Below are 18,987 nucleotides of genomic sequence, written 5' to 3'. Positions count from 1 at the left end.
TTATCCCCTTTTATTTCGTTGCTGGATGTTGTTTAGACACCGGCGCAAATCCCCACGTTCCTCCGTGAAGAAAAATATGAAAAAGCACCACCCCAATTATCAGACTGATGAGAGCAACACCGCCCTGCTGAATATCCATCACCCAAAACAGAGCTCTGACGACGCCCCCAGCCAACAATCCAAACACGGTAATAAATATGAATGGTTTCCAGAATCCCCAACTCCACAGCGATCGAATTTCAAACTTATTGAGCTGACGAGAGAGTGTCTGATAGTTCTTTTTGAACAGTGTGTAATATTGGAAATAGATCATCCCCAAGATAAGCCCAACACACCAAAGACTCCACAAAACTATACCCAACACTAACAAGTGTTGATACCAATATTGAGACGCATATACTACTGGCACAAGAAACATTATCGATGGGTCAACACCTTGATACAATGCTGAAAGCTCATTTGAATTAATCACACCAGGCAGAAAGAATATCCCAACCAACAAAAGCAGAGCACCACTCAGCAACAACACCCCTCTCCAAAGTTGTGCCCAATATACAAATAGCGACCACTTAGCCTTTTCCCAGGTAAACATATCCTTCGTACACTTAAACGGTACGCCTAAAATTGAAAATTGCATTTTACCCTCTTTTATTTCGCTGTTGGATGCTGCCTAGACACTGGCACAAACCCCCAGCTTCCACCGTGAAGAAAAATATGAAAAAGCACTAAACCTATTACCAAACTGATGAGAGCAACATCGCCCTGCTGAATATCCATCACCCAAAACAGAGCTCTGACGACACCCCCAGTCAACAATCCAAACACGGTAATAAATATGAATGGTTTCCAGAATCCCCAACTCCACAGCGATCGAATTTCAAACTTATTGAGCTGACGAGAGAATGTCTGATAGTTCTTTTTGAACAGTGTGTAATATTGGAAATAGATCATCCCCAAGATAAGCCCAACACACCAAAGACAAAATAAAACTATAACTAAAGCAAGATTCTGCTGATACCAATAACCCATTGAATCTATCATGAGCAAAATGAATACCCATACTGCCTCCTCAAGTGTTGCGCTAAAAAATTTAGACAAAGCTTTGAAATTCAATAATGCAGGCAGACAGACTATCAACACCCCCACAACACCAAGAATGCCACCTCTCCAAAGTTGTGCCCAATATACAAATAGCGACCACTTAGCCTTTTCCCAGGTAAACATATCTTTTGTACACTTGAACGGTACGCCTAAAATTGAAAATTGCATTTAATTCTCCATTGATTTATGCGATGCTAATGCGAATGTATAAATTTGTCAATGAAATGAAGCGTAAAATTGTCGGCTGGGTATGTTTAATCTTGAGCGGGATTGGCGCAATTCTCCCTATTATTCCGGGAATTCTATTCTTTATGCTGGCCGTTGTTTTATTAAAAGATAGCAGTACATTTGTTCGATGGATTTGGTATCAATGTCAAGCCCGCATTCCTAAGTTTAAAGAACTTTCAGATTCAGTTATGCCAAAAGTTGATCTGTGGCTGAATAAGCTTGGATTGTAATCGCTTACTTTTTGTTTGCCAAAGCAGCCCACTCATCTTCAGATAATATTGTCACCCCAAGCTCTTTTGCTTTTGTGGCCTTTGATCCTGGATCTTCGCCAACAACAACATAATCCGTTTTAGATGATACGCTGCTGACCACCTTAAAGCCCAAACGCTCAGCCAGCGCTTTTGCTTCTTGACGCCCCTGATTCAATAACGTTCCCGTAAATACAATCGTTTTACCATCATAAGGAAGATTGCCCGTTTGTATCTGACGACTGGACACAATAGTTAAATGCTGCAATAAATTTTGCACCCACTCTATCTGTGTTGATGTGTGAAAAAACATTACGATATCTTGCGCCATTACAGGACCAATGCCATCTAACGATTCCAGTTCTTTTAACGCCTCTTCCTGGGTTTTTAACATCTCCATAAATCCATCCCACGTCGGATAATGACGCGCTAAAATCTTTGCAGTAACCTCGCCCACTTGCGGTATTCCAAGCGCATATATGAATCGGTGTAAATCGATAGTGCGCGCACCATTAATTGCCGCAAATAGATTCTTGACCGATAAGGCGCCCCATCCGTCTTCTTTTTCTAAAGGTGGAAACGCATCGCCGTTACGGTGCTGCAATGTGAAAATGTCTGATGGAACAAGAACGCGCTGGGTTGCATATAAGAACTCAATATTTTTATCGCCCAAACCTTCAATATCGAATGCTTGCTTTGATACAAAATGTTTTAAGCGCCCAACAACTTGTGCATCACACTGGAACCCTCCGACACACCGTCTGGCAGCCTCTCCTTCAACGCGATGCGTTTCCGATTGACACACAGGACACTGCGAAGGCAGTTGATATGGCGTAAAATGTTCGTGTTGAGTTAGCGATTCAACAACTTGCGGAATCACATCTCCCGCACGCTGTATCATCACCTGATCACCGATTTGCAATCGCTTACGATTAATCTCATCCTCATTGTGAAGGGTTGCTCTGGAGACCAAAACCCCACCCACATTGATAGGCTCCAACTCTGCAACTGGTGTTAAGATTCCCGTTCGCCCAACCTGCACAACGATATCATTCAATCGAGTCACCGCTTGTTCAGCTTTAAACTTATGGGCAGTCGCAAAACGTGGAGACCGGGATACATATCCCAATCGTCGCTGCAATTCCAAATCGTTAACCTTATACACGACGCCATCAATATCATAGTCAAGATGAGCCCTACGCAGGGCTATATCATTATAAAAAGATTCGCCCGCCCGAATGTCTGGGCACACTTTTCGATCTGGGTTTACAGAAAAACCCCATGTTTCCAAAAGCGTTAATGTCTCTTTATGTGTTTTTAAAGAAATCGATGACACTAAATCATACGCAAAAAAACGCAAGGGACGCTTAGCCGTAATGGAGGAATCTAATTGACGCAACGATCCCGCTGCGGCATTTCTGGGATTCGCAAACAAGGCTTCACCCGCTAACCTACGATCTTCGTTCAGCTGCAGAAAGTCTGCTTTTGATAAATAGATCTCTCCCCTAATTTCAACCTCTTCATCAGAAAAAGGAATGTGATGCGGTATGTCCGAAATCGTTTTAACATTGTCGGTGACATCCTCACCCTCAACACCATTTCCCCGAGTTGCAGCCAGCACCAACTTACCCTTACGATATCGCACCGCGCACGACAATCCGTCGATTTTAAGCTCCGAAACATACTCTACAGGGGCAGAAAAATCTAAATTTAAAAACCGATGAATGCGTTCATCAAAGCTTAAAATGTCGTCAGTATCAAAGGCATTGTCCAACGATAACATGGGTTTTAAATGCGTTATTTTTTTAAATCCCGCTGCTGCCACAGACCCCACATGACGTTCAGGATCGTTATCAGGAATAAACTGGGGATATTGTTTAATTAGATCGCGGTATTCTTGACGCAACACATCATAGCCCGCATCTGAAATTTCAGGCGCATCACTTTCATAATACAGACTATCATGATACCGAATTGTATCTGCCAATTGCTGAATTTTTGTTTGGATGTCTATCATAGTGTATTGCCTTGAAATAGAAGTGCCTGCCAAGTATGAACTATTTAAAATATTGCAACCCACCGCCTGCAAAGAAAGCACCTAGAATACCTACAATCCAAGCCATAACCTGATTAACCGTTATTGAATTAACTTTCTTAATTGCTTCGTGATATTTAATATTATTTCGAATAGCATCAAGAACCATTTCATTTATTACGTTTTCAGGCTCTTTTTGTGTTTTTAGTGCCTGACTTATCATAATCCCCAACTGATGTGGTTCTAAATCTTTTTTTATTTTTTCTATTTCTGATTTAGTATCAAAATTGTTTGGATTTTTATTTTCCATCGTCTTGACCATCCTTTAAAGAATGCTTGGCTGGCATAATCCGAACAGGAGATCCATTAGATTCAATCCAAAGACCATTGTTTTCTGTTTCAATTAAGACACTTAAACAAAACCTCCAATACGACTGAATATCTTTAAAGTTCCACTTTTCTAATGCTATTGATAATTTTTCACTATCTCCATTATCAATCTCAAGTATCAATTTCTTATCTGACTCTTTTGAAGTAACTGCCATTTTTTGTCTCCATTCTCTCCTATTGCTTAGTCAAGGTATTATACGTTATTTTCGCTTATTCTACGATAAAAAATTATCCCCCAACTAAAACCGCACACAACACTATTAGCCCAACCCATTGATTAGATTTAAATCGCATCAAACAATTGTTCGAATCATGAATGTTAAGCGTCAACACCTGCCACGCAAGCAGCACTGCAATTAACGCAATCCCAACATAATACCCCCAAGAAAATTGCAACAGATTTCCTGCAAACATCCAACAGGTGGTTGTACTTAAATACATAAGGGAAACAAACAATCGGGGCGATTGGCGCAATTTTAATGCGCTGGATTTTACACCAATCAACGCGTCATCATCCATATCTTGAAATCCATATATCGTATCATATCCAAGTGTCCACATGATCATTCCAACGTATATTAAAAGATTGGGGAAACTTACAGATTCATTCATTGAAAAACACCCGATGATAAACCCCATGTTCATGGTAAACCCCAAAAACAATTGCGGCCAATACGTAATGCGTTTCAACCATGGGTATGTGACAATCATTGCTGCCGCTGCAAACCCAACAAAAATCGTTGAAAGATTAAACTGCAACAAACATATAAATCCTGTCACTAAATTTATGGTCAAAAAAGCGAGCGCCCATCGTAATGGCACGGGATTGTTTATGCGAACAAGGGGGCGACTTTTTGTGCGCGCCACCCGACCGTCAAAAGGACGATCAACAATATCGTTATAAATGCACCCAGCAGATCTCATCACCACAGCGCCGACGACAAAAACAACCCAATATTTCAAGGGAACCTCTGGTGAAGACACTGCCAACCCCACAAACCCCGGAAACAATAATAACCAAACACCGATCGGTCTATTCAGTCGACACAGTTGAACATAATCATTTAATAACTGCATTGCGCTCTTTCTCTATGAATTCAATCCATGGTAATATGATGGTCATTAAGAATCAATACACAGGTTTATCATGGCAAAACAATTTGATGTTGTTGTAATTGGCGCGGGTCCAGCTGGATACGTGGCCGCAATAAAATGCGCTCAACTTGGAATGAGTGTCGCATGCGTTGATGCGGGGGATACGCTAGGTGGAACATGCCTAAACGTTGGATGCATTCCGTCTAAAGCCCTGCTGCATGCTTCGCACAAATATGACGAGACCCAACATCATCTTGCTCGGTTTGGAATAACAACAGACAACGTATCTTTAGATCTTAACGTCATGATGAACCACAAAACCAACGTGGTCAACGAACTTACAAAGGGTATCGAATTTCTATTCAAGAAAAACAATATTGCTCGAATCAAAGGATATGCATCGTTTGCTTCTGCTTCAGAACTTAACATAAAAAGTGCTACAGAAGAATCAACCGTAACAGCAAAACATTTTATTATTGCCACGGGCTCCAATGTAGCAACATTACCCAATATCCAAATTGACGAACAGCGAATTGTGTCGTCCACTGGCGCCTTAGACTTAAAAAGCGTTCCCAAACACATGGTTGTAATGGGCGGCGGATATATTGGTCTTGAAATGGCCAGCATATGGCAACGATTAGGGGCAAAAGTTTCGGTTATCGAATTTGCTGATCGCATTGTTCCCGCCATGGATCACGAAGTATCATCAGCCTTACAAAAGATTTTGGAAGATCAAGGCATCGCATTCTTCCTAAAACACAAAGTATTAAACGCAGAGTCCTCTCAAGATTCTGTCACCGTCACAATAGAATCCCCTGATGGAAAATCATCGACTTTGGACGCAGACATCCTGTTGGTCTCCATTGGCAGACGCCCAAATACCGATGGGCTAAATTTAAAAGCAGCCGGTATTGAGCCTGATGCAAAAGGATTTATTCCCGTGAACACAACCTATCAAACAACCTCATCCAATATTTATGCGATTGGCGATGTCATTGGCGGCATGATGCTGGCTCACAAAGCAGAAGACGAAGGCGTTGCCGTTGCTGAAATTATTGCGGGTCAGAAACCTCACGTGAACTATGCCGCAATCCCTGCTGTAATTTATACCCATCCAGAGGTTGCAACTGTTGGAAAAACAGAAAGCGAATTAAAGGCTGCAGCCGTTGAATACAAAGTTGGAAAATTTCCAATTTCTGTAAATGGTCGAGCAAAAGCCGCAGGCGAAACAAAAGGCTTTGTAAAAGTAATTACGAATACAAAAACCGATCAAATTTTAGGCGTTCACATTATTGCAGCAGACGCAGGAACCATGATCGCCGAGGCAGCCCTTGCAATGGAATATGGAGCCTCTGCCGAAGATATTGCGCGCACGTGTCACGCCCACCCCACCACAGCAGAAGCTTTAAAAGAAGCCTCTATGGCAGCATGGAACAAGGCAATTCATTTATAAAAGCGCAGCGCTAAAATCCCTTGTCTTGGCCGCAAACAACAAAGTATTGCGAACCACGGAACACGTATGCTGCCAGTAAAATAAGAACATCGCAGGCGCGATTTAACGGGCTGCAGAATTGTCTGCAAAAGCATCGCGGGAAATATTCATTACCGCAGTTATGCGGCTCAGGAGCGCAAGGCGCTAGATGGCATTCGCCATCATCAAATTGCAACGCAATTTGCCTGAGCCGCCGACCTACGTTCTTCTGTAAACGCTACGTTACAAAAATCTTCCAATTGTTCATAAACTGTTAATCTTTGTAGGCTATAGTATTTTTAGTGCACTCTTACATTATTATTTTAGCCCACCGTTTCGTGAAGAAATGACGGATCGCTTCGTCTATTATTTTCTCGATTCAGGAGGTGGGTGTTGTCCCCCCACCCTGAGGTCACGAAGGGTGATAGGGTGGGGGGTGGCGCGAAATTGATTTTTTAAAAATTTGTTAACCTTCGTTAACACGGGGTTAAGTGTCAGCACCCCGCAAAGGATCTCGTTATAAATCAGCGCACTTATGTAGCGCCCAATACTTTTGCATCAACTGCAATGTTGCGTTTGAGATATTAGCACCGCGCTGCTGCAATTTCATGATTTCTTTTAAAAACAAACATCCCTCTTTATTTTTATTCAAGGAAAAATAACATTCGGCAATTTTCAAACCAATCTCAGCTTTTTTTACATTCGTTTCTGGAAATGCTTTGTAAGCAAGCGCATAATACGCCTGAGCATGCGCATATTGTTTTTTGATGACGTGTATTTCACCCAGCCAATAGCAGGCATCGGGTACCGCCGAATGCTCTGGGTAGAACTGAACTAAATCCAAAAATTTCTGCTCTGCTTCATCAAAATTTTTATGCTGAAGAGCGCTCAGACCATCGCTCGACAACCTATCAGCACCAGCAGAAGGCTTAGATCGCTTTGGTTTTTCAACAGAGGCGGGTTGAGAACCCATCACCCCATTTTCGATCTTTTTGCTATTTTCTTCAACGCCTCGCGCATGACACGCCGATTCCAAAATCTCGATACGCTTTTCCAACAGTTCTATTGTTTGCGTCAAAGTATCTAGCTTTCCAGTTAGCTCTTGAACATACTCAACAACACTTTGTTCAACCTTTTCTTCTTCGGCCGAAACAACATTAACCAAGCCAAAAACCATTAACGTCGCATAATATAGACATCTCATCTCTCTATCTCCCCTGTTTTGATAATAAAAAAGCCGCCAACATGTGGCGGCTTAATTATAGTGACAAACCGGTAATTATTCAATTACAACAGTTACGCCACGACGATTCTTAGCGTAAGCAGCTTCATCAGATCCAACAACTGCTGGACGCTCTTTGCCATAGCTTACTGTATCAATACGATCTGCAGAAACAGCCTTAGATACTAAGTATGCTTTTACTGCTTCAGCACGACGCTTACCTAATCCTAAGTTGTACTCAGAAGTACCGCGCGCATCACAATGACCTTCAACAACGATGCGAACGCTTGCATTTTCGTTTTGAGCCAACCAAGCAACTTGCTTATCAAGCTTTGCAGCTTCAGCAGCAGTTACAGCGCTTTTATCTAGGTCGAAGAATACGCGATCACCTTCCATACCAACATGGTTCATGAAGCTAGTTTGCATAGCTCCCATTTGGCATGAAGACATGCTGTCTGTTGGATCAGAAGAACACCCAGTCAATGCAAACAACACAACCAGAGATGATAATAATTTTTTATACATGAAAAACCTCTTTTAAATAAACTGCTTTAAGTAAACACTAATATCCTTAATAAGGAATTAATGTCATTTCTTTTCTTACTCATATTCTTACAAGGATATCTTTAAATCAAGATAATAAGTGTCAAAAAGGTAAAAATTTTACGACGTTGCTTTTTTGCACCACTTTTGCTGGAGGCCGGGATCGGAATCGAACCGACGTACAAGGATTTGCAGTCCTCTGCATAACCACTCTACCACCCGGCCTAACGCAGCACGGTCACAATGTAATCATCTTGAGGTAAATGGTCAAGCAAGAAATTGACTCTATAGATAAAAATCGATCATTTAGCTTTAGATAAATCAAGCTTGATCCATTTATTGCTTCGAACTCTCAAATATAAGATGCTTGCTTATTTGCATCACAACAATTATCTTGTCCACACCTCTCTCCTTAACTTTGGGCAACCTTGAAAGCACGGAAAATGTTTAAGTTTTTACAGAATATTAAGATTAGACAACTCTCGAATAAATACAAACAAGACTCTTTTAAATATACCAAGCTTGTTAACGATTATAGAGTTCTTGGAGAAAAGACAAATTGGAAGGTTCGACCTGAAGTTGAAGCCCCCGAAGATAATCGACACACATATGCCAAGCAATTGTTTGAGACCTTGGTACAGTTTAATAAATCTGGAAAAGCAAAAGAGCTTAGAACGCTGTTCCCGCCACAAACAGAGCCCTTTTATTCGCTCACTGAGGAAAAGCCAGACATAAGCAATATTCATAAAATTATTGCTGTATCAGATGAAATTTTTTTAGTCTCTATAGACGAATCTAAATTCTCTAATGAAAACAACAAATGGTTCTTTCAAAGAAACTGTTATGTATACAAAGATAGCATGTTCCAAGTTTTAGATGGGGTTGGTGATTTTGGAATTTGCCCACAACGAAAAATCATAGCCTTTTTAAAAGATGATGGCATTCATCTTAAAGAAAATTGGGATGACAAAAGCAAACTTGTCTTGGCATGGCCCCAGGGAACTATTTATTTTGCTGATGGTACTATAGCTGCAAAAAATCAAGAAACTTTAAAGTTTCTAGGCGACACATGCATACCCTTTTCTGACGGCAAAAGAGTTTTGTTAGGTGGGTTTTGCAACGGGTTATTTTTAGTTGACGATGAAAAAACAACAGCTATCTTTCCAGACAAGCAGTATATCGCTGACTATGCTTCTGAAGATGAACGAGACCCCTTGAATGAAAAAGATATTTTCAGCCATGGAGACTATTCGATGTTTCATTTTTCCTTATCACATTCAAACGAACTAATTAGCCTTGGGCATCAATGCTCATCACATCATTTGTATAGCGTAAATGGATCTCGTTTAGGCTCTGTTGAACCAATTTCTGCATACCCTCACTACTCTTTATTTTCAAAAGACGACACCCAGGCATGTTTTAACTCTTGTCATTTTTACAACGGCGGCACACTAGCTGTTCAAGTTGACGAATTAAAAAGCAACCAACTGCCCGAGAAACAGTTTATTGAATTAGATACAGAAAGTAGAGTCTATGCGGGCGTTACAACTTCTTTTGGTTATATTATCGGTGATGCAAAAGGATACATCCGAGCACGTAGTTATTCCGGCGAACACTTATGGGATGATTACCTAGGTTTTAATATTCAAACTATGGATATTACTGCAGATGAAAAATTTTTATACGTTGGAACATATAAAGGCATCCTATACAAAATTGAGTTGAATGCTGGTGTAATTGATCTATATAAAATTGGAACATCTAATAATCGAGAAATAACTCGATGGCTATTCTGGGAAAAAGATCAGATTGTAGAGTGGTAGAGCGCAAAAATCGATCATTTAGCTTTAGATAAATCAAGCTTGATCCATTTATTGCTTCGAACTCTCAAATATAAGATGCCCGTTACAATGGCTCCATATATCGGGAACGAGTACAAGCTAACCGTATATGATTCTGAAGGAAAGTATGTTAACCAGATGACAGAAGGCAACACACAAAACAACCAAACCGAAACGCTGTTCACGACCATAACCGTTTTGGTATCACCACCTGCCGTTAACATTCCACAATATATCCAATAATATCCATCAAAAAGCATAAACAAAAAATTGCCCAACAACGCCATTTTAATGGCAAACAACGTTTCTGGTGTCAGCAATTCAATGTCGATTAACGGGCGAATGCTAATTTCGCTCCATGCAACCAACGGTATAAATATCAACACTAGAAACAGCGCCTGAAGCACAAAGGCAGAACGTTTCGCTTTTTCAATATTTCTATAATCCCTGGAACCAATCATATTTGATGTGATTGCTGTAACTGCTTTTTGCAACCCTTCTGTATAAAATGAAAACAAAAGGTAACTGGCCCCACTCACCGACATCACCGTTACATAAGCGTCGCCAAGACCGGCTCTAAAGTTTGATAAAAAAGCCCAGCCTCCAATTTCAAACGTGTGTCCCACAGCGCCAGGGACACCTATGGTTAGTTGCTCCCATAATAATTTCAAATTAAGAGATGCCTTGCGGGTCAAGTATTTTAAATGATTGTGCTTGTTGAAAAATACTCCGAACAAAATGATCAGCTGAATGCTTTCTGCAATCATAGATGCCGTCGCAGAACCTGCGGCGCCCAATGGGGGAATAATCCAAAATCCAAAAATCAATACATAATTTAGAATTATATTCATCAGATTGCTGATCAATACTGCTGCGGTAACAAATCCGGCGCGTCCGACCCCTATAAAAAAACCAGCCATTGCGTTTTGCAACAGAAACAACGGCGCCCCGATTACAAGGATTTGATAATATAGCAACCCCTCTTTCACAAAGACCGGGGACAAAAACAGGGACTCTCCCAATAATGCTAACGGCACATAAACAACAATGGATGCAATCGCGAAAAAGATCATCTGCCATACGGGTGCTGCGATTTTATCATATTGCCCAGAACCATTATATTGACCAACAAATACCTCTGTGATTGCGGCTATTGCACACCCAGGATAACACAGCGTCGCAAACACAACCCCCACCCCAGACACGGCATTAAATACGTCAAACGAATAATAGGACAACATGATCCTATCAACAAACACAAACAGGTTTCCCGAAAGTGCCGTTAATATTAATGGCACCGCTATCGACAACAATTCAGAAAAACTTCCCGACGGATGTTTTGTTAAGGTCTTCATACTATAGTGCCGCTTTGTTAAGATTAAGCTTTAGCCAACTTTGGCTATAAAAACGAATTGCAACGATAACAAACCCTAAAAATCCATATACAGGCGCAATATACTGATAGGGAACCGCAGGGGTCGCTGGAAAGCTTGAAACCCAAACATACGTGGGAATCACGGCAAACATCCATGTGCTAAGCGTATTGCTCCACATAATAAACTTTGTATCACCCCCCGCTGTCAACACGCCCCATATAATTAAGCTAAGACCGTTAAATGCAAAATAAACCCATAGCCCTTTAAAAGCTAAAGTAACATGACGAATAAGCTCAGGATCTACAAACTGCGCTTGATTCATCACCTTCAAAATCGTTGCTTCGGGGGCATACCACAATACAAACCAAAGCGCCACCAAGATTGCAATCAATATATTTCCAGCTGATTTAACAACGGTGTTGATTGCCCAATACGCTCCTTGCCCAATAGCATTGGATACAATGGCCGTAATTCCTTTTGATAACCCCTCAACCGCAAAAATAAACATAATTATTAAAGAATGACACAGCGTTTGAACCGTTACATAGCTCTCATCAATTGTGGACAGGTAAGCGACGATAGTTGCCCATCCTGCGATTTCAATCATTCGACTAAATGCGTTAGGCAAGCCAACCCTTAAGCATTCAAGCATCTGTTTTTTATCAAAGGTTGGACGCCTTGTTTTAAAGATTGCATCATTCGAATGGCTTGTAAATACAAAAAATAAAAATAATACCTGAATGCCCAACGCAACAACAGTAGCAATCGCAGCACCGTTCGCCCCCAGTGGAGAAATCAAACCATCAACCCCAAACACTAGCGTTATGTTCAAATATGCATTTGTAATATTGGCGATAATTGCACTAATAATTAAAGGCGTTGTTTTTCCCGTCCCCACAAAAAAAGAGGCCAACGCCCCCAGCAGAGGCACAAGAAAACCGCCCAACATTGTAATTTGAAAATATCCCAAACCAAGAGCCTGAAACTTGCTCGCAATAAAAAACTCTCCTCCCCACACAGCGATAGGGACAAACACGAACAATAGCGCACACGAAAACAAAATCATTTGCCAAACAGCATTGGGGGCTTGCTTAAAGTTTTCAGCACCATTATTTTGCCCCACAAAAATTTCAGCCATAGCAGTAATGGAAAGCCCCGCGACCTGAAAAATATTACAGACAAGCACCGTACTGGCAGCAGCATTCATAACAGAAACATCATATTTCGCCAAAACCATCCGCCCAAAGAACAGCATCATATTGCTAGACAGCGCGACTAACATTAGCGGAAAGGCAACACGAAATGTTGCAAGAGTACCAAACGATTGAAAGGTTATAGACGACATGATTGAAAACACCTCTCTAAAGGTTTAATATGGTTTGAATCTAAAAGCAAATTATTACTTACCCGTGAAAGGAAATATTCTATGACCGTATTAGTTGGAAAACATGCTCCTGACTTTAAAGCAAAAGTCGTGTTTGGCAATGAAACAAAAACAATCAGCCTATCGGATTACAAAAATAAATATGTTGTTTTGTTCTTTTATCCCTTAGATTTTACCTTCGTCTGCCCCACAGAAATGCACGCATTTCAAGAAAAGCTTAGCGAATTTAAAAGCAGGGACGTTGAATTGCTTGGGTGCAGCGTTGACAGCGATCACGCTCACATTGCTTGGTTGAACACTCCAAAAGACAAGGGTGGAATTCAAGGAATCGAATACGGCATCATCTCTGATCTTGGTGGACAAATTGCAAAGGATTACGATGTGTTGTCGGATGGTAATGTAGCTTATCGCGCTGTATTCTTAATCGATAAAAGTGGCATTGTGCGTCATCAGCTAGTCAATGATCTGCCCCTTGGACGCAGCGTTGAGGAGGTTTTGCGCACCGTAGACGCCCTTCAACATGTGGAACAAAATGGTGAAGTTTGTCCTGCTAACTGGATGAAGGGTAAAACAGCAATGAAAGCAACCCGAGAAAGTGTTTCAACATACCTAACTCAAAACACCTAAATGATGAGGGCGAAAGCCCTCTTTTTTTACATCATAATTGTAAAGAGCTTTTCTGTATTTGCGCCCCTTTGCAATCTAGGATTACGTCAGGAAAAGTCGTTGGATCCATTATTATACAGCGCGCCATTACATTCTCTACCAACGGTTCGATCTTTTAAAATTGAACCTCTTTTTCGGTTTTATCTGAAAAATTTGAAAATTAGACCTTTTGGCCTCGTGCCCCGATGGGGCCCTCCGTGAATGACCCACTTAACAGTGGGGCCCACCTGAACATCGATGAAACTCCACACGGCCCACCCCGCCACCACCTCAACATAATAACCAAGGTAATCCAAAAAACTAAGTTTTTTACGATTATTGAACACATTAAGATTCCAACCTCAATCCATCTCGACTATACTACTGCATAGTACTCTGCAATAATTTCGTCGTTGGTTATTACGCACCGACCTGGCTGTCGATGTAACTTACCTACCTATTTTCAATCTATCAGACATTCATTAACATTTTATGAACAGAAAAAAATATTTTCTGGAAAGCGCAACGTCACGAAGCAACCAAAACTACCCAAATAAAAAATCTAGAATTCCGTTTAGCTTTAATCGTCCTTTTTTCGTGGGAACGATACAATTCTTTCGAATCTCAAGCAACCCCTCTGTTTGTAACGCCGCCCACTTCTGACCAAAAATATCCGATGGCGGTTGATGAATAACATCGACAAATCGCTGAATCTCAATACCATTTTCCAATCGCAACCCCATCAACATCAGCTCTGTTAACTCTTCATACGACGATAATGGAATCAGCTCATGCTGACCATGCTCGTTTTTTAAACACGCATCCAACCATAACGACGGAGCACGATGACGTCGTGTTGCATATTTTACACCCTCCTGTGTAATGCGCCCATGCGCACCCGGACCAACCCCCACATAGTCGTTGTATTTCCAATACATTAGGTTATGGCGACACTCTTCCCCCAGAATTGCATAATTAGAAACTTCATAGGCGTGAAACCCCTTGCTGTTTAAAACATCTCCCGTCAAATCATACATTTCTGCGGAAAGATGTTCGTCGGGCATTGGGAAATCTCCACGAGCAAACGACGTATGGAATGCTGTGCCCGGCTCGATGGTTAGTTGGTACAAAGAAATGTGCGTCGGAGCATAAGTTAATGCCATCGACAATTCAGCCGCCCATGCGTCTAAATTTTGATGAGGTCTGGCATAAATTAAATCGAATGAAACACGATCAAACGATTGATGTGCCAATTCAATGGCGCCAATGCCTTCTGCTAAATTGTGGGGTCTTCCTAAGAATTTTAGATCGGCATCATTAAACGCCTGAACGCCAATGGATACACGATTCGCCCCAGCAGCCTTAAATGCTTTAAACTTTTCAGCTTCAACACTCGTGGGATTGGCCTCAAAGGTAATTTCTAGAGTATCCGAACATGACCACAAAGATTGAATCGTATCGATAATCGTTGCCATCAAACTGGGGGGCATTAATGAAGGAGTCCCCCCGCCAAAGAAAATAGTTTGAACTTGGTGATCAGATGTTTGCTGATGCGAAAATCGCAATTCGTTCACATATGCCCTTGTCCATTGCTCAAGGTCTATGCTTTGCACAACGTGGCTGTTAAAGTCACAATATGGACATTTCGATACACAAAACGGCCAGTGAACATAAATACCAAGCGGTTTTGGAAAAGCTGCGGAAGTTGTGTGTGTGTTCATGATGGCTGAACCTTAATCCAAGGTAGCGACGCTGTCAAGGACATATGCCTTTGAGTATTGGTGTATATATAGATAATCTCGATAAATCTTCAGTTCGTCAATCTTTTGTTAACGTTTGGGAGGTATTGTAAGTTTATAGAGCTCATACATTGTTATTTTAGCCCACCGTTTCGTGAAGAAATGACGGATTGCTTCGTCTATTTAGTCTCGATATAGAGAGTGGGTTTTGTCCCCCCACCCGAAGGTCACTGAGGGTGACTAGGGCGGGGGGTGGTAAAAAAATCGCGTTAACCGAATCTTAACCTTTATTAACCCCAGATTAACGACAGTGCTTAACTATATATTCTGTCATTTATTCTCCGGTAACTTTGGGTGTTCGCATGACTGTATTTGAACCTTGAGGATCATATTTTACCTAGGCAAGATCTACACTCATACGACTTTCCAAACTTAAATAACCTATGACAACTCTGGATACATTACTTTCATTTGTAATTTAATCAAATCGTTTATGCCTGATTTGGCCAAATCAAACATCGATTGAAATTGCTCTAACTGAAATGGCTCGCCCTCGGCTGTGGATTGAATTTCAACAATTCCACCCTTGCCCGTCATTACAAAGTTTGCATCGGTTTCAGCGGTGCTGTCTTCATCATAATCCAAATCTAAAACGGATTGCCCTTTGACAACGCCAGCAGAAATTGCGGCCACATGATCTTTAATGGGAAGTGTTTTAATCAGCTTTTGATCCACCAGGTGTTTGCACGCAAAATAAAGCGCCACGAACCCCCCAGTGATTGCTGCAGTTCGGGTGCCGCCATCCGCCTGTATAACGTCACAATCCACTTTAATTTGACGCTCACCCAACGCCGTTAAATCGATTACAGCGCGAAGCGATCTGCCGATTAGCCGTTGAATTTCATGAGTGCGCCCCGACTGACCCCCTCTGGCAGCCTCACGATCCATTCTGGATCCCGTTGATCTTGGCAGCATACCATACTCTGCGGTCACCCAGCCTTTACCCGTATTACGTAAAAATGGTGGCACTTTTTCGTCCACAGACGCAGTACATATCACTTTGGTGTTGCCCACGGTTATTAAGCAGGATCCTTCTGCATGCAGGCTAAATCCAGGTTCAATACTTACAGTTCTTAACGCTTTTTCAGAACGATCATTTTTACGCATTTATTTTCCTTCAACTAATTCTCGCATTTGGCTTGCGCCATCTTTTATTTCCATAATCGCAATTTTGCGTTTAACGCTCCCATCCTTTTGTAATGAAAACGAACCTTGCAACCCAACAAACCCCATTGGGCTTGTTAATGCTGTCATCGAAAACGGCGCATCATAGCTCAGCTTGTGAAGCTTTGATAACATCGCCATTGCATCATACGCAAGGTAGGCCGAAACATCAGGCTCCTTGTTATACAAGGAAAAGTAACGATTTTCAAAGATTTGTTTTTGAGCTGAATATCCAGATGTATACCAGGACTCGCTTAGATTTCTCCAATGAATAACATCGGATGCTTTCCACTGTTGAGTTCCCAGAATTCGACCAGAAATTTTTGCACTCTTTATAGCTTCGCTGATCGTGAACAATTCTTTCCCGCCACTCAAAACAAAGATGCCAGCTACGGTTTTCTTTTGCATCTGCTTGATAATAGAGGGCAACTCATCCATGTTGGGGCTATAGAAAAACACATCAACTAAGGATGCTCCATATGCTTGAATCGTTTTTTCCAAAGATTCTCTCATCGTTGCACCAAAAGCACCAGATGGCAAAATGGCTGTAAATCGCTCCATACGATTTTTTACTGCGGATCCAACCATAGCTTCAATCTCTGATTGAGGCGGAATTCCAAACACAAACACGCCTGGTTGGGCTTTCGTAAAGTTGTTTGTTAAACTAATCACAGGGATTTTTCGTTTTAACGCCCACATAGAAACCGCATCAACCGCTGTTGACATCACAGGCCCCAAAACCACATCGGCATCTTTTACATGCTTTAGTGTTTCCAACGCCCCCTCAAAGGTTCCCTTGGTATCCAAGACTTGTGCCTTTAAATTCAGGTCTGCAAACTCAAACAATGCCAGCTCAATTGCTTTCAAATACGAATCACCAATATGGGCGTATTGACCCGACAAGGGCAGCAGCACAACCACGTTAACCTCTCTAGTGTCCGGTCTGGGTGGCTGCTTGGGCTCTGAAGAACAACCATTGAAGAAAAGCACGATTAAGGATAGGATGTAAAACCTTAGTCCGAATCGAATTGATTGAAAGATATGCATGGAATGACCTCTGATTTATTAATACCGTTTGTCCAGTCGCTACCAGGATGTAAAACACAACCGGGGCTATACCTTGTTGCAACCCCTATTGGACACCTTAGCGACATCAGTTTACGCGCTTTAGCCATACTTTCGCAAGCAGATCTTATTGCGTGTGAAGACACCAGGGTCACCTCAAAACTTTTAAGTTTATACGGTATTAAAAAACCATTGATCACATACCACGATCACAACGCTCAGATGGCCAGCCAGAAAATCATTGAACACATACAATCTGGGCAGGTTGTCGCTTTGGTTTCAGATGCTGGAACACCGCTAATTTCTGATCCGGGGTTTAATCTGGTCAACGATTGCATTCAAAACGATTTGTATATGACAAGCATTCCTGGGGCCAGCGCCGCCATTACAGCCTTGACGCTATCTGGGTTACCCACTGATCGATTTTTGTTTGTCGGCTTTTTATCTCCCAAATCAATGGCACGAAAGAAAGAGCTTTCTCAGCTTTCGTCGTATCCGATAACTTTAATTTTGTACGAAGCCCCCCATCGCATTGTCTCGTTGTTAGAAGACATTCATTCTGAATTGGGCAATCGCACCATCGTCGTTGGGCGGGAGCTCACCAAAAAATTTGAAGAGATTCAACGGGGCTCGATCTCAGAGGTTTTAACAACGATAGGCTCAAAAGAACCCAGGGGTGAATTTGTGGTTCTTATCGAAGGCGCAAAAGCTAAAGAATTAACCGACATTACCGACGCTGAGATTCTGAACACCTTAGTTCATATGAGCTCTAAAGATGCCGCAGAACAGCTCGCACATGAATATGGTGTTTCAAAAAAAGAGCTGTACACTCGAATTATAGGCTTAAAGAGCTAAAGATATTGATATTATTTTTTGCTCTTAATGCAGAAAGAAAGGTCTGGGGATTTTTCAATGATTTCCACCCATTTATCCCACAAGTCTTTATATTCCGCGGGATTGTTGTGCATGTTATATAAAAGATTTAAGATATCCTGAACTTCGAAATTGTATTGTTTTTTATGATACTCTAAGTATGCAATTGCTCCTGCAAAGGCTTGGTTACTCGTAATATTTTCAGAGTTAGTTACCCCAATTTTTTCTAGAGCCTCTATCCATTCTTCGCCCTCGCCTACATCTGAAGGTCGATGTATTCCAAATTCATCCGACTCAAAAACAAAGGCGCTCATATCGCTAATTATAGAGACAATGTCAAAAGATCCAGAGGGTACAACAAACTTTTTATCTATTAAATACTCAAAAAAATAGAATGCATTTAAAAAACTTTTGTTTAAATCCATGATTAATTTTCTCCGGGCATTCTTTCGTTTTATCCTGCTTTTTATACCATCGATTAATGCGGCTAACTACTGTATCTATGGA

Annotated in this window: 19 protein-coding genes and 1 tRNA gene; 5 read left to right on the top strand and 15 right to left on the bottom strand. The window is 41.4% G+C overall.

The window, feature by feature from the left end:
- Nucleotides 1-10: 10 nt before the first annotated feature.
- Entirely contained in the window at nucleotides 11-637 is a 627-nt protein-coding gene (locus CPBP_RS04570; RefSeq protein WP_350331685.1) for a hypothetical protein, read from the bottom strand.
- 11 nt (nucleotides 638-648) lie between these two features.
- Nucleotides 649-1,269 (bottom strand): hypothetical protein, encoded by a 621-nt coding sequence (locus CPBP_RS04565; protein WP_350331684.1) that lies wholly within the window; start codon nucleotides 1,267-1,269, stop codon nucleotides 649-651.
- Between the two features lie 35 nt (nucleotides 1,270-1,304).
- Between CPBP_RS04565 and CPBP_RS04560 the strand changes: the two genes are divergently transcribed.
- Nucleotides 1,305-1,559 (top strand): YbaN family protein, encoded by a 255-nt coding sequence (locus tag CPBP_RS04560; RefSeq protein WP_350331683.1) that lies wholly within the window; start codon nucleotides 1,305-1,307, stop codon nucleotides 1,557-1,559.
- Between the two features lie 4 nt (nucleotides 1,560-1,563).
- On the opposite strand, the gene ligA is transcribed toward CPBP_RS04560, so the two are convergent.
- The 4 genes from ligA to CPBP_RS04540 form a co-directional block, all read right to left on the bottom strand.
- Entirely contained in the window at nucleotides 1,564-3,594 is a 2,031-nt protein-coding gene (gene ligA, locus CPBP_RS04555; RefSeq protein WP_350331682.1) for an NAD-dependent DNA ligase LigA, read from the bottom strand.
- Between the two features lie 40 nt (nucleotides 3,595-3,634).
- Entirely contained in the window at nucleotides 3,635-3,922 is a 288-nt protein-coding gene (locus tag CPBP_RS04550) for a hypothetical protein (protein ID WP_350331681.1), read from the bottom strand.
- Nucleotides 3,912-4,157 carry a hypothetical protein gene (locus CPBP_RS04545; RefSeq protein WP_350331680.1) on the bottom strand — a complete coding sequence of 82 codons (246 nt, stop codon included), beginning with the start codon at nucleotides 4,155-4,157 and terminating at the stop codon, nucleotides 3,912-3,914. The genes CPBP_RS04550 and CPBP_RS04545 overlap by 11 nt, the downstream gene beginning before the upstream one ends.
- A 73-nt stretch (nucleotides 4,158-4,230) precedes the next feature.
- Nucleotides 4,231-5,079: a 4-hydroxybenzoate octaprenyltransferase gene (locus CPBP_RS04540; protein WP_350331679.1), complete on the bottom strand. Its 849-nt coding sequence runs from the start codon at nucleotides 5,077-5,079 to the stop codon at nucleotides 4,231-4,233.
- Nucleotides 5,080-5,149: 70 nt separating this feature from the next.
- Between CPBP_RS04540 and lpdA the strand changes: the two genes are divergently transcribed.
- A complete protein-coding gene (lpdA, locus tag CPBP_RS04535) occupies nucleotides 5,150-6,550 on the top strand; it encodes a dihydrolipoyl dehydrogenase (RefSeq protein WP_350331678.1) in 1,401 nt (466 codons plus the stop codon).
- A 535-nt stretch (nucleotides 6,551-7,085) separates the two neighbouring features.
- Here the strand turns inward: lpdA and CPBP_RS04530 are convergent.
- From CPBP_RS04530 to CPBP_RS04520, 3 genes are all read right to left on the bottom strand, one after another.
- Entirely contained in the window at nucleotides 7,086-7,772 is a 687-nt protein-coding gene (locus CPBP_RS04530; protein WP_350331677.1) for a tol-pal system YbgF family protein, read from the bottom strand.
- Nucleotides 7,773-7,847: 75 nt separating this feature from the next.
- On the bottom strand, nucleotides 7,848-8,315 hold the full coding sequence (pal, locus tag CPBP_RS04525; protein ID WP_350331676.1) for a peptidoglycan-associated lipoprotein Pal: 468 nt from the start codon (nucleotides 8,313-8,315) through the stop codon (nucleotides 7,848-7,850).
- A 169-nt stretch (nucleotides 8,316-8,484) separates the two neighbouring features.
- Nucleotides 8,485-8,558, bottom strand: a tRNA-Cys gene (locus CPBP_RS04520).
- Nucleotides 8,559-8,776: 218 nt separating this feature from the next.
- Between CPBP_RS04520 and CPBP_RS04515 the strand changes: the two genes are divergently transcribed.
- Nucleotides 8,777-10,156, top strand: a complete 1,380-nt coding sequence (locus CPBP_RS04515; protein WP_350331675.1) for a hypothetical protein — start codon at nucleotides 8,777-8,779, stop codon at nucleotides 10,154-10,156.
- 14 nt (nucleotides 10,157-10,170) lie between these two features.
- Here the strand turns inward: CPBP_RS04515 and CPBP_RS04510 are convergent, their stop codons facing one another.
- Together CPBP_RS04510 and CPBP_RS04505 are read right to left on the bottom strand one after the other, a co-directional pair.
- Entirely contained in the window at nucleotides 10,171-11,529 is a 1,359-nt protein-coding gene (locus tag CPBP_RS04510; RefSeq protein WP_350331674.1) for an MATE family efflux transporter, read from the bottom strand.
- Nucleotide 11,530: 1 nt separating this feature from the next.
- Nucleotides 11,531-12,895: an MATE family efflux transporter gene (locus CPBP_RS04505; protein ID WP_350331673.1), complete on the bottom strand. Its 1,365-nt coding sequence runs from the start codon at nucleotides 12,893-12,895 to the stop codon at nucleotides 11,531-11,533.
- Between the two features lie 81 nt (nucleotides 12,896-12,976).
- Here CPBP_RS04505 and CPBP_RS04500 point away from each other — a divergent pair, with 81 nt between their 5' ends.
- On the top strand, nucleotides 12,977-13,561 hold the full coding sequence (locus CPBP_RS04500; protein WP_350331672.1) for a peroxiredoxin: 585 nt from the start codon (nucleotides 12,977-12,979) through the stop codon (nucleotides 13,559-13,561).
- Nucleotides 13,562-14,124: 563 nt separating this feature from the next.
- Here CPBP_RS04500 and hemW read toward each other — a convergent pair.
- From hemW to CPBP_RS04485, 3 genes are all read right to left on the bottom strand, one after another.
- On the bottom strand, nucleotides 14,125-15,300 hold the full coding sequence (gene hemW, locus CPBP_RS04495) for a radical SAM family heme chaperone HemW (protein ID WP_350331671.1): 1,176 nt from the start codon (nucleotides 15,298-15,300) through the stop codon (nucleotides 14,125-14,127).
- Nucleotides 15,301-15,759: 459 nt separating this feature from the next.
- Nucleotides 15,760-16,485 (bottom strand): ribonuclease PH, encoded by a 726-nt coding sequence (gene rph / locus CPBP_RS04490; protein WP_350331670.1) that lies wholly within the window; start codon nucleotides 16,483-16,485, stop codon nucleotides 15,760-15,762.
- Nucleotides 16,486-17,589 (bottom strand): penicillin-binding protein activator, encoded by a 1,104-nt coding sequence (locus CPBP_RS04485; protein WP_350331669.1) that lies wholly within the window; start codon nucleotides 17,587-17,589, stop codon nucleotides 16,486-16,488.
- 3 nt (nucleotides 17,590-17,592) lie between these two features.
- Here CPBP_RS04485 and rsmI point away from each other — a divergent pair, with 3 nt between their 5' ends.
- Complete coding sequence (gene rsmI / locus CPBP_RS04480; protein WP_350331668.1) at nucleotides 17,593-18,462, top strand: 16S rRNA (cytidine(1402)-2'-O)-methyltransferase; 870 nt, start codon at nucleotides 17,593-17,595, stop codon at nucleotides 18,460-18,462.
- A gap of 11 nt (nucleotides 18,463-18,473) precedes the next feature.
- Here the strand turns inward: rsmI and CPBP_RS04475 are convergent, their stop codons facing one another.
- Complete coding sequence (locus CPBP_RS04475) at nucleotides 18,474-18,905, bottom strand: hypothetical protein (protein WP_350331667.1); 432 nt, start codon at nucleotides 18,903-18,905, stop codon at nucleotides 18,474-18,476.
- Between the last annotated feature and the right edge of the window lie 82 nt (nucleotides 18,906-18,987).

The organism is Candidatus Bodocaedibacter vickermanii, assembly GCF_014896945.1.
GTDB lineage: Bacteria > Pseudomonadota > Alphaproteobacteria > UBA6184 > UBA6184 > Bodonicaedibacter > Bodonicaedibacter vickermanii.
The sequence above is the reverse complement of the archived record's forward strand: the minus strand, read 5'-3'. Positions and strand labels throughout refer to the sequence as shown.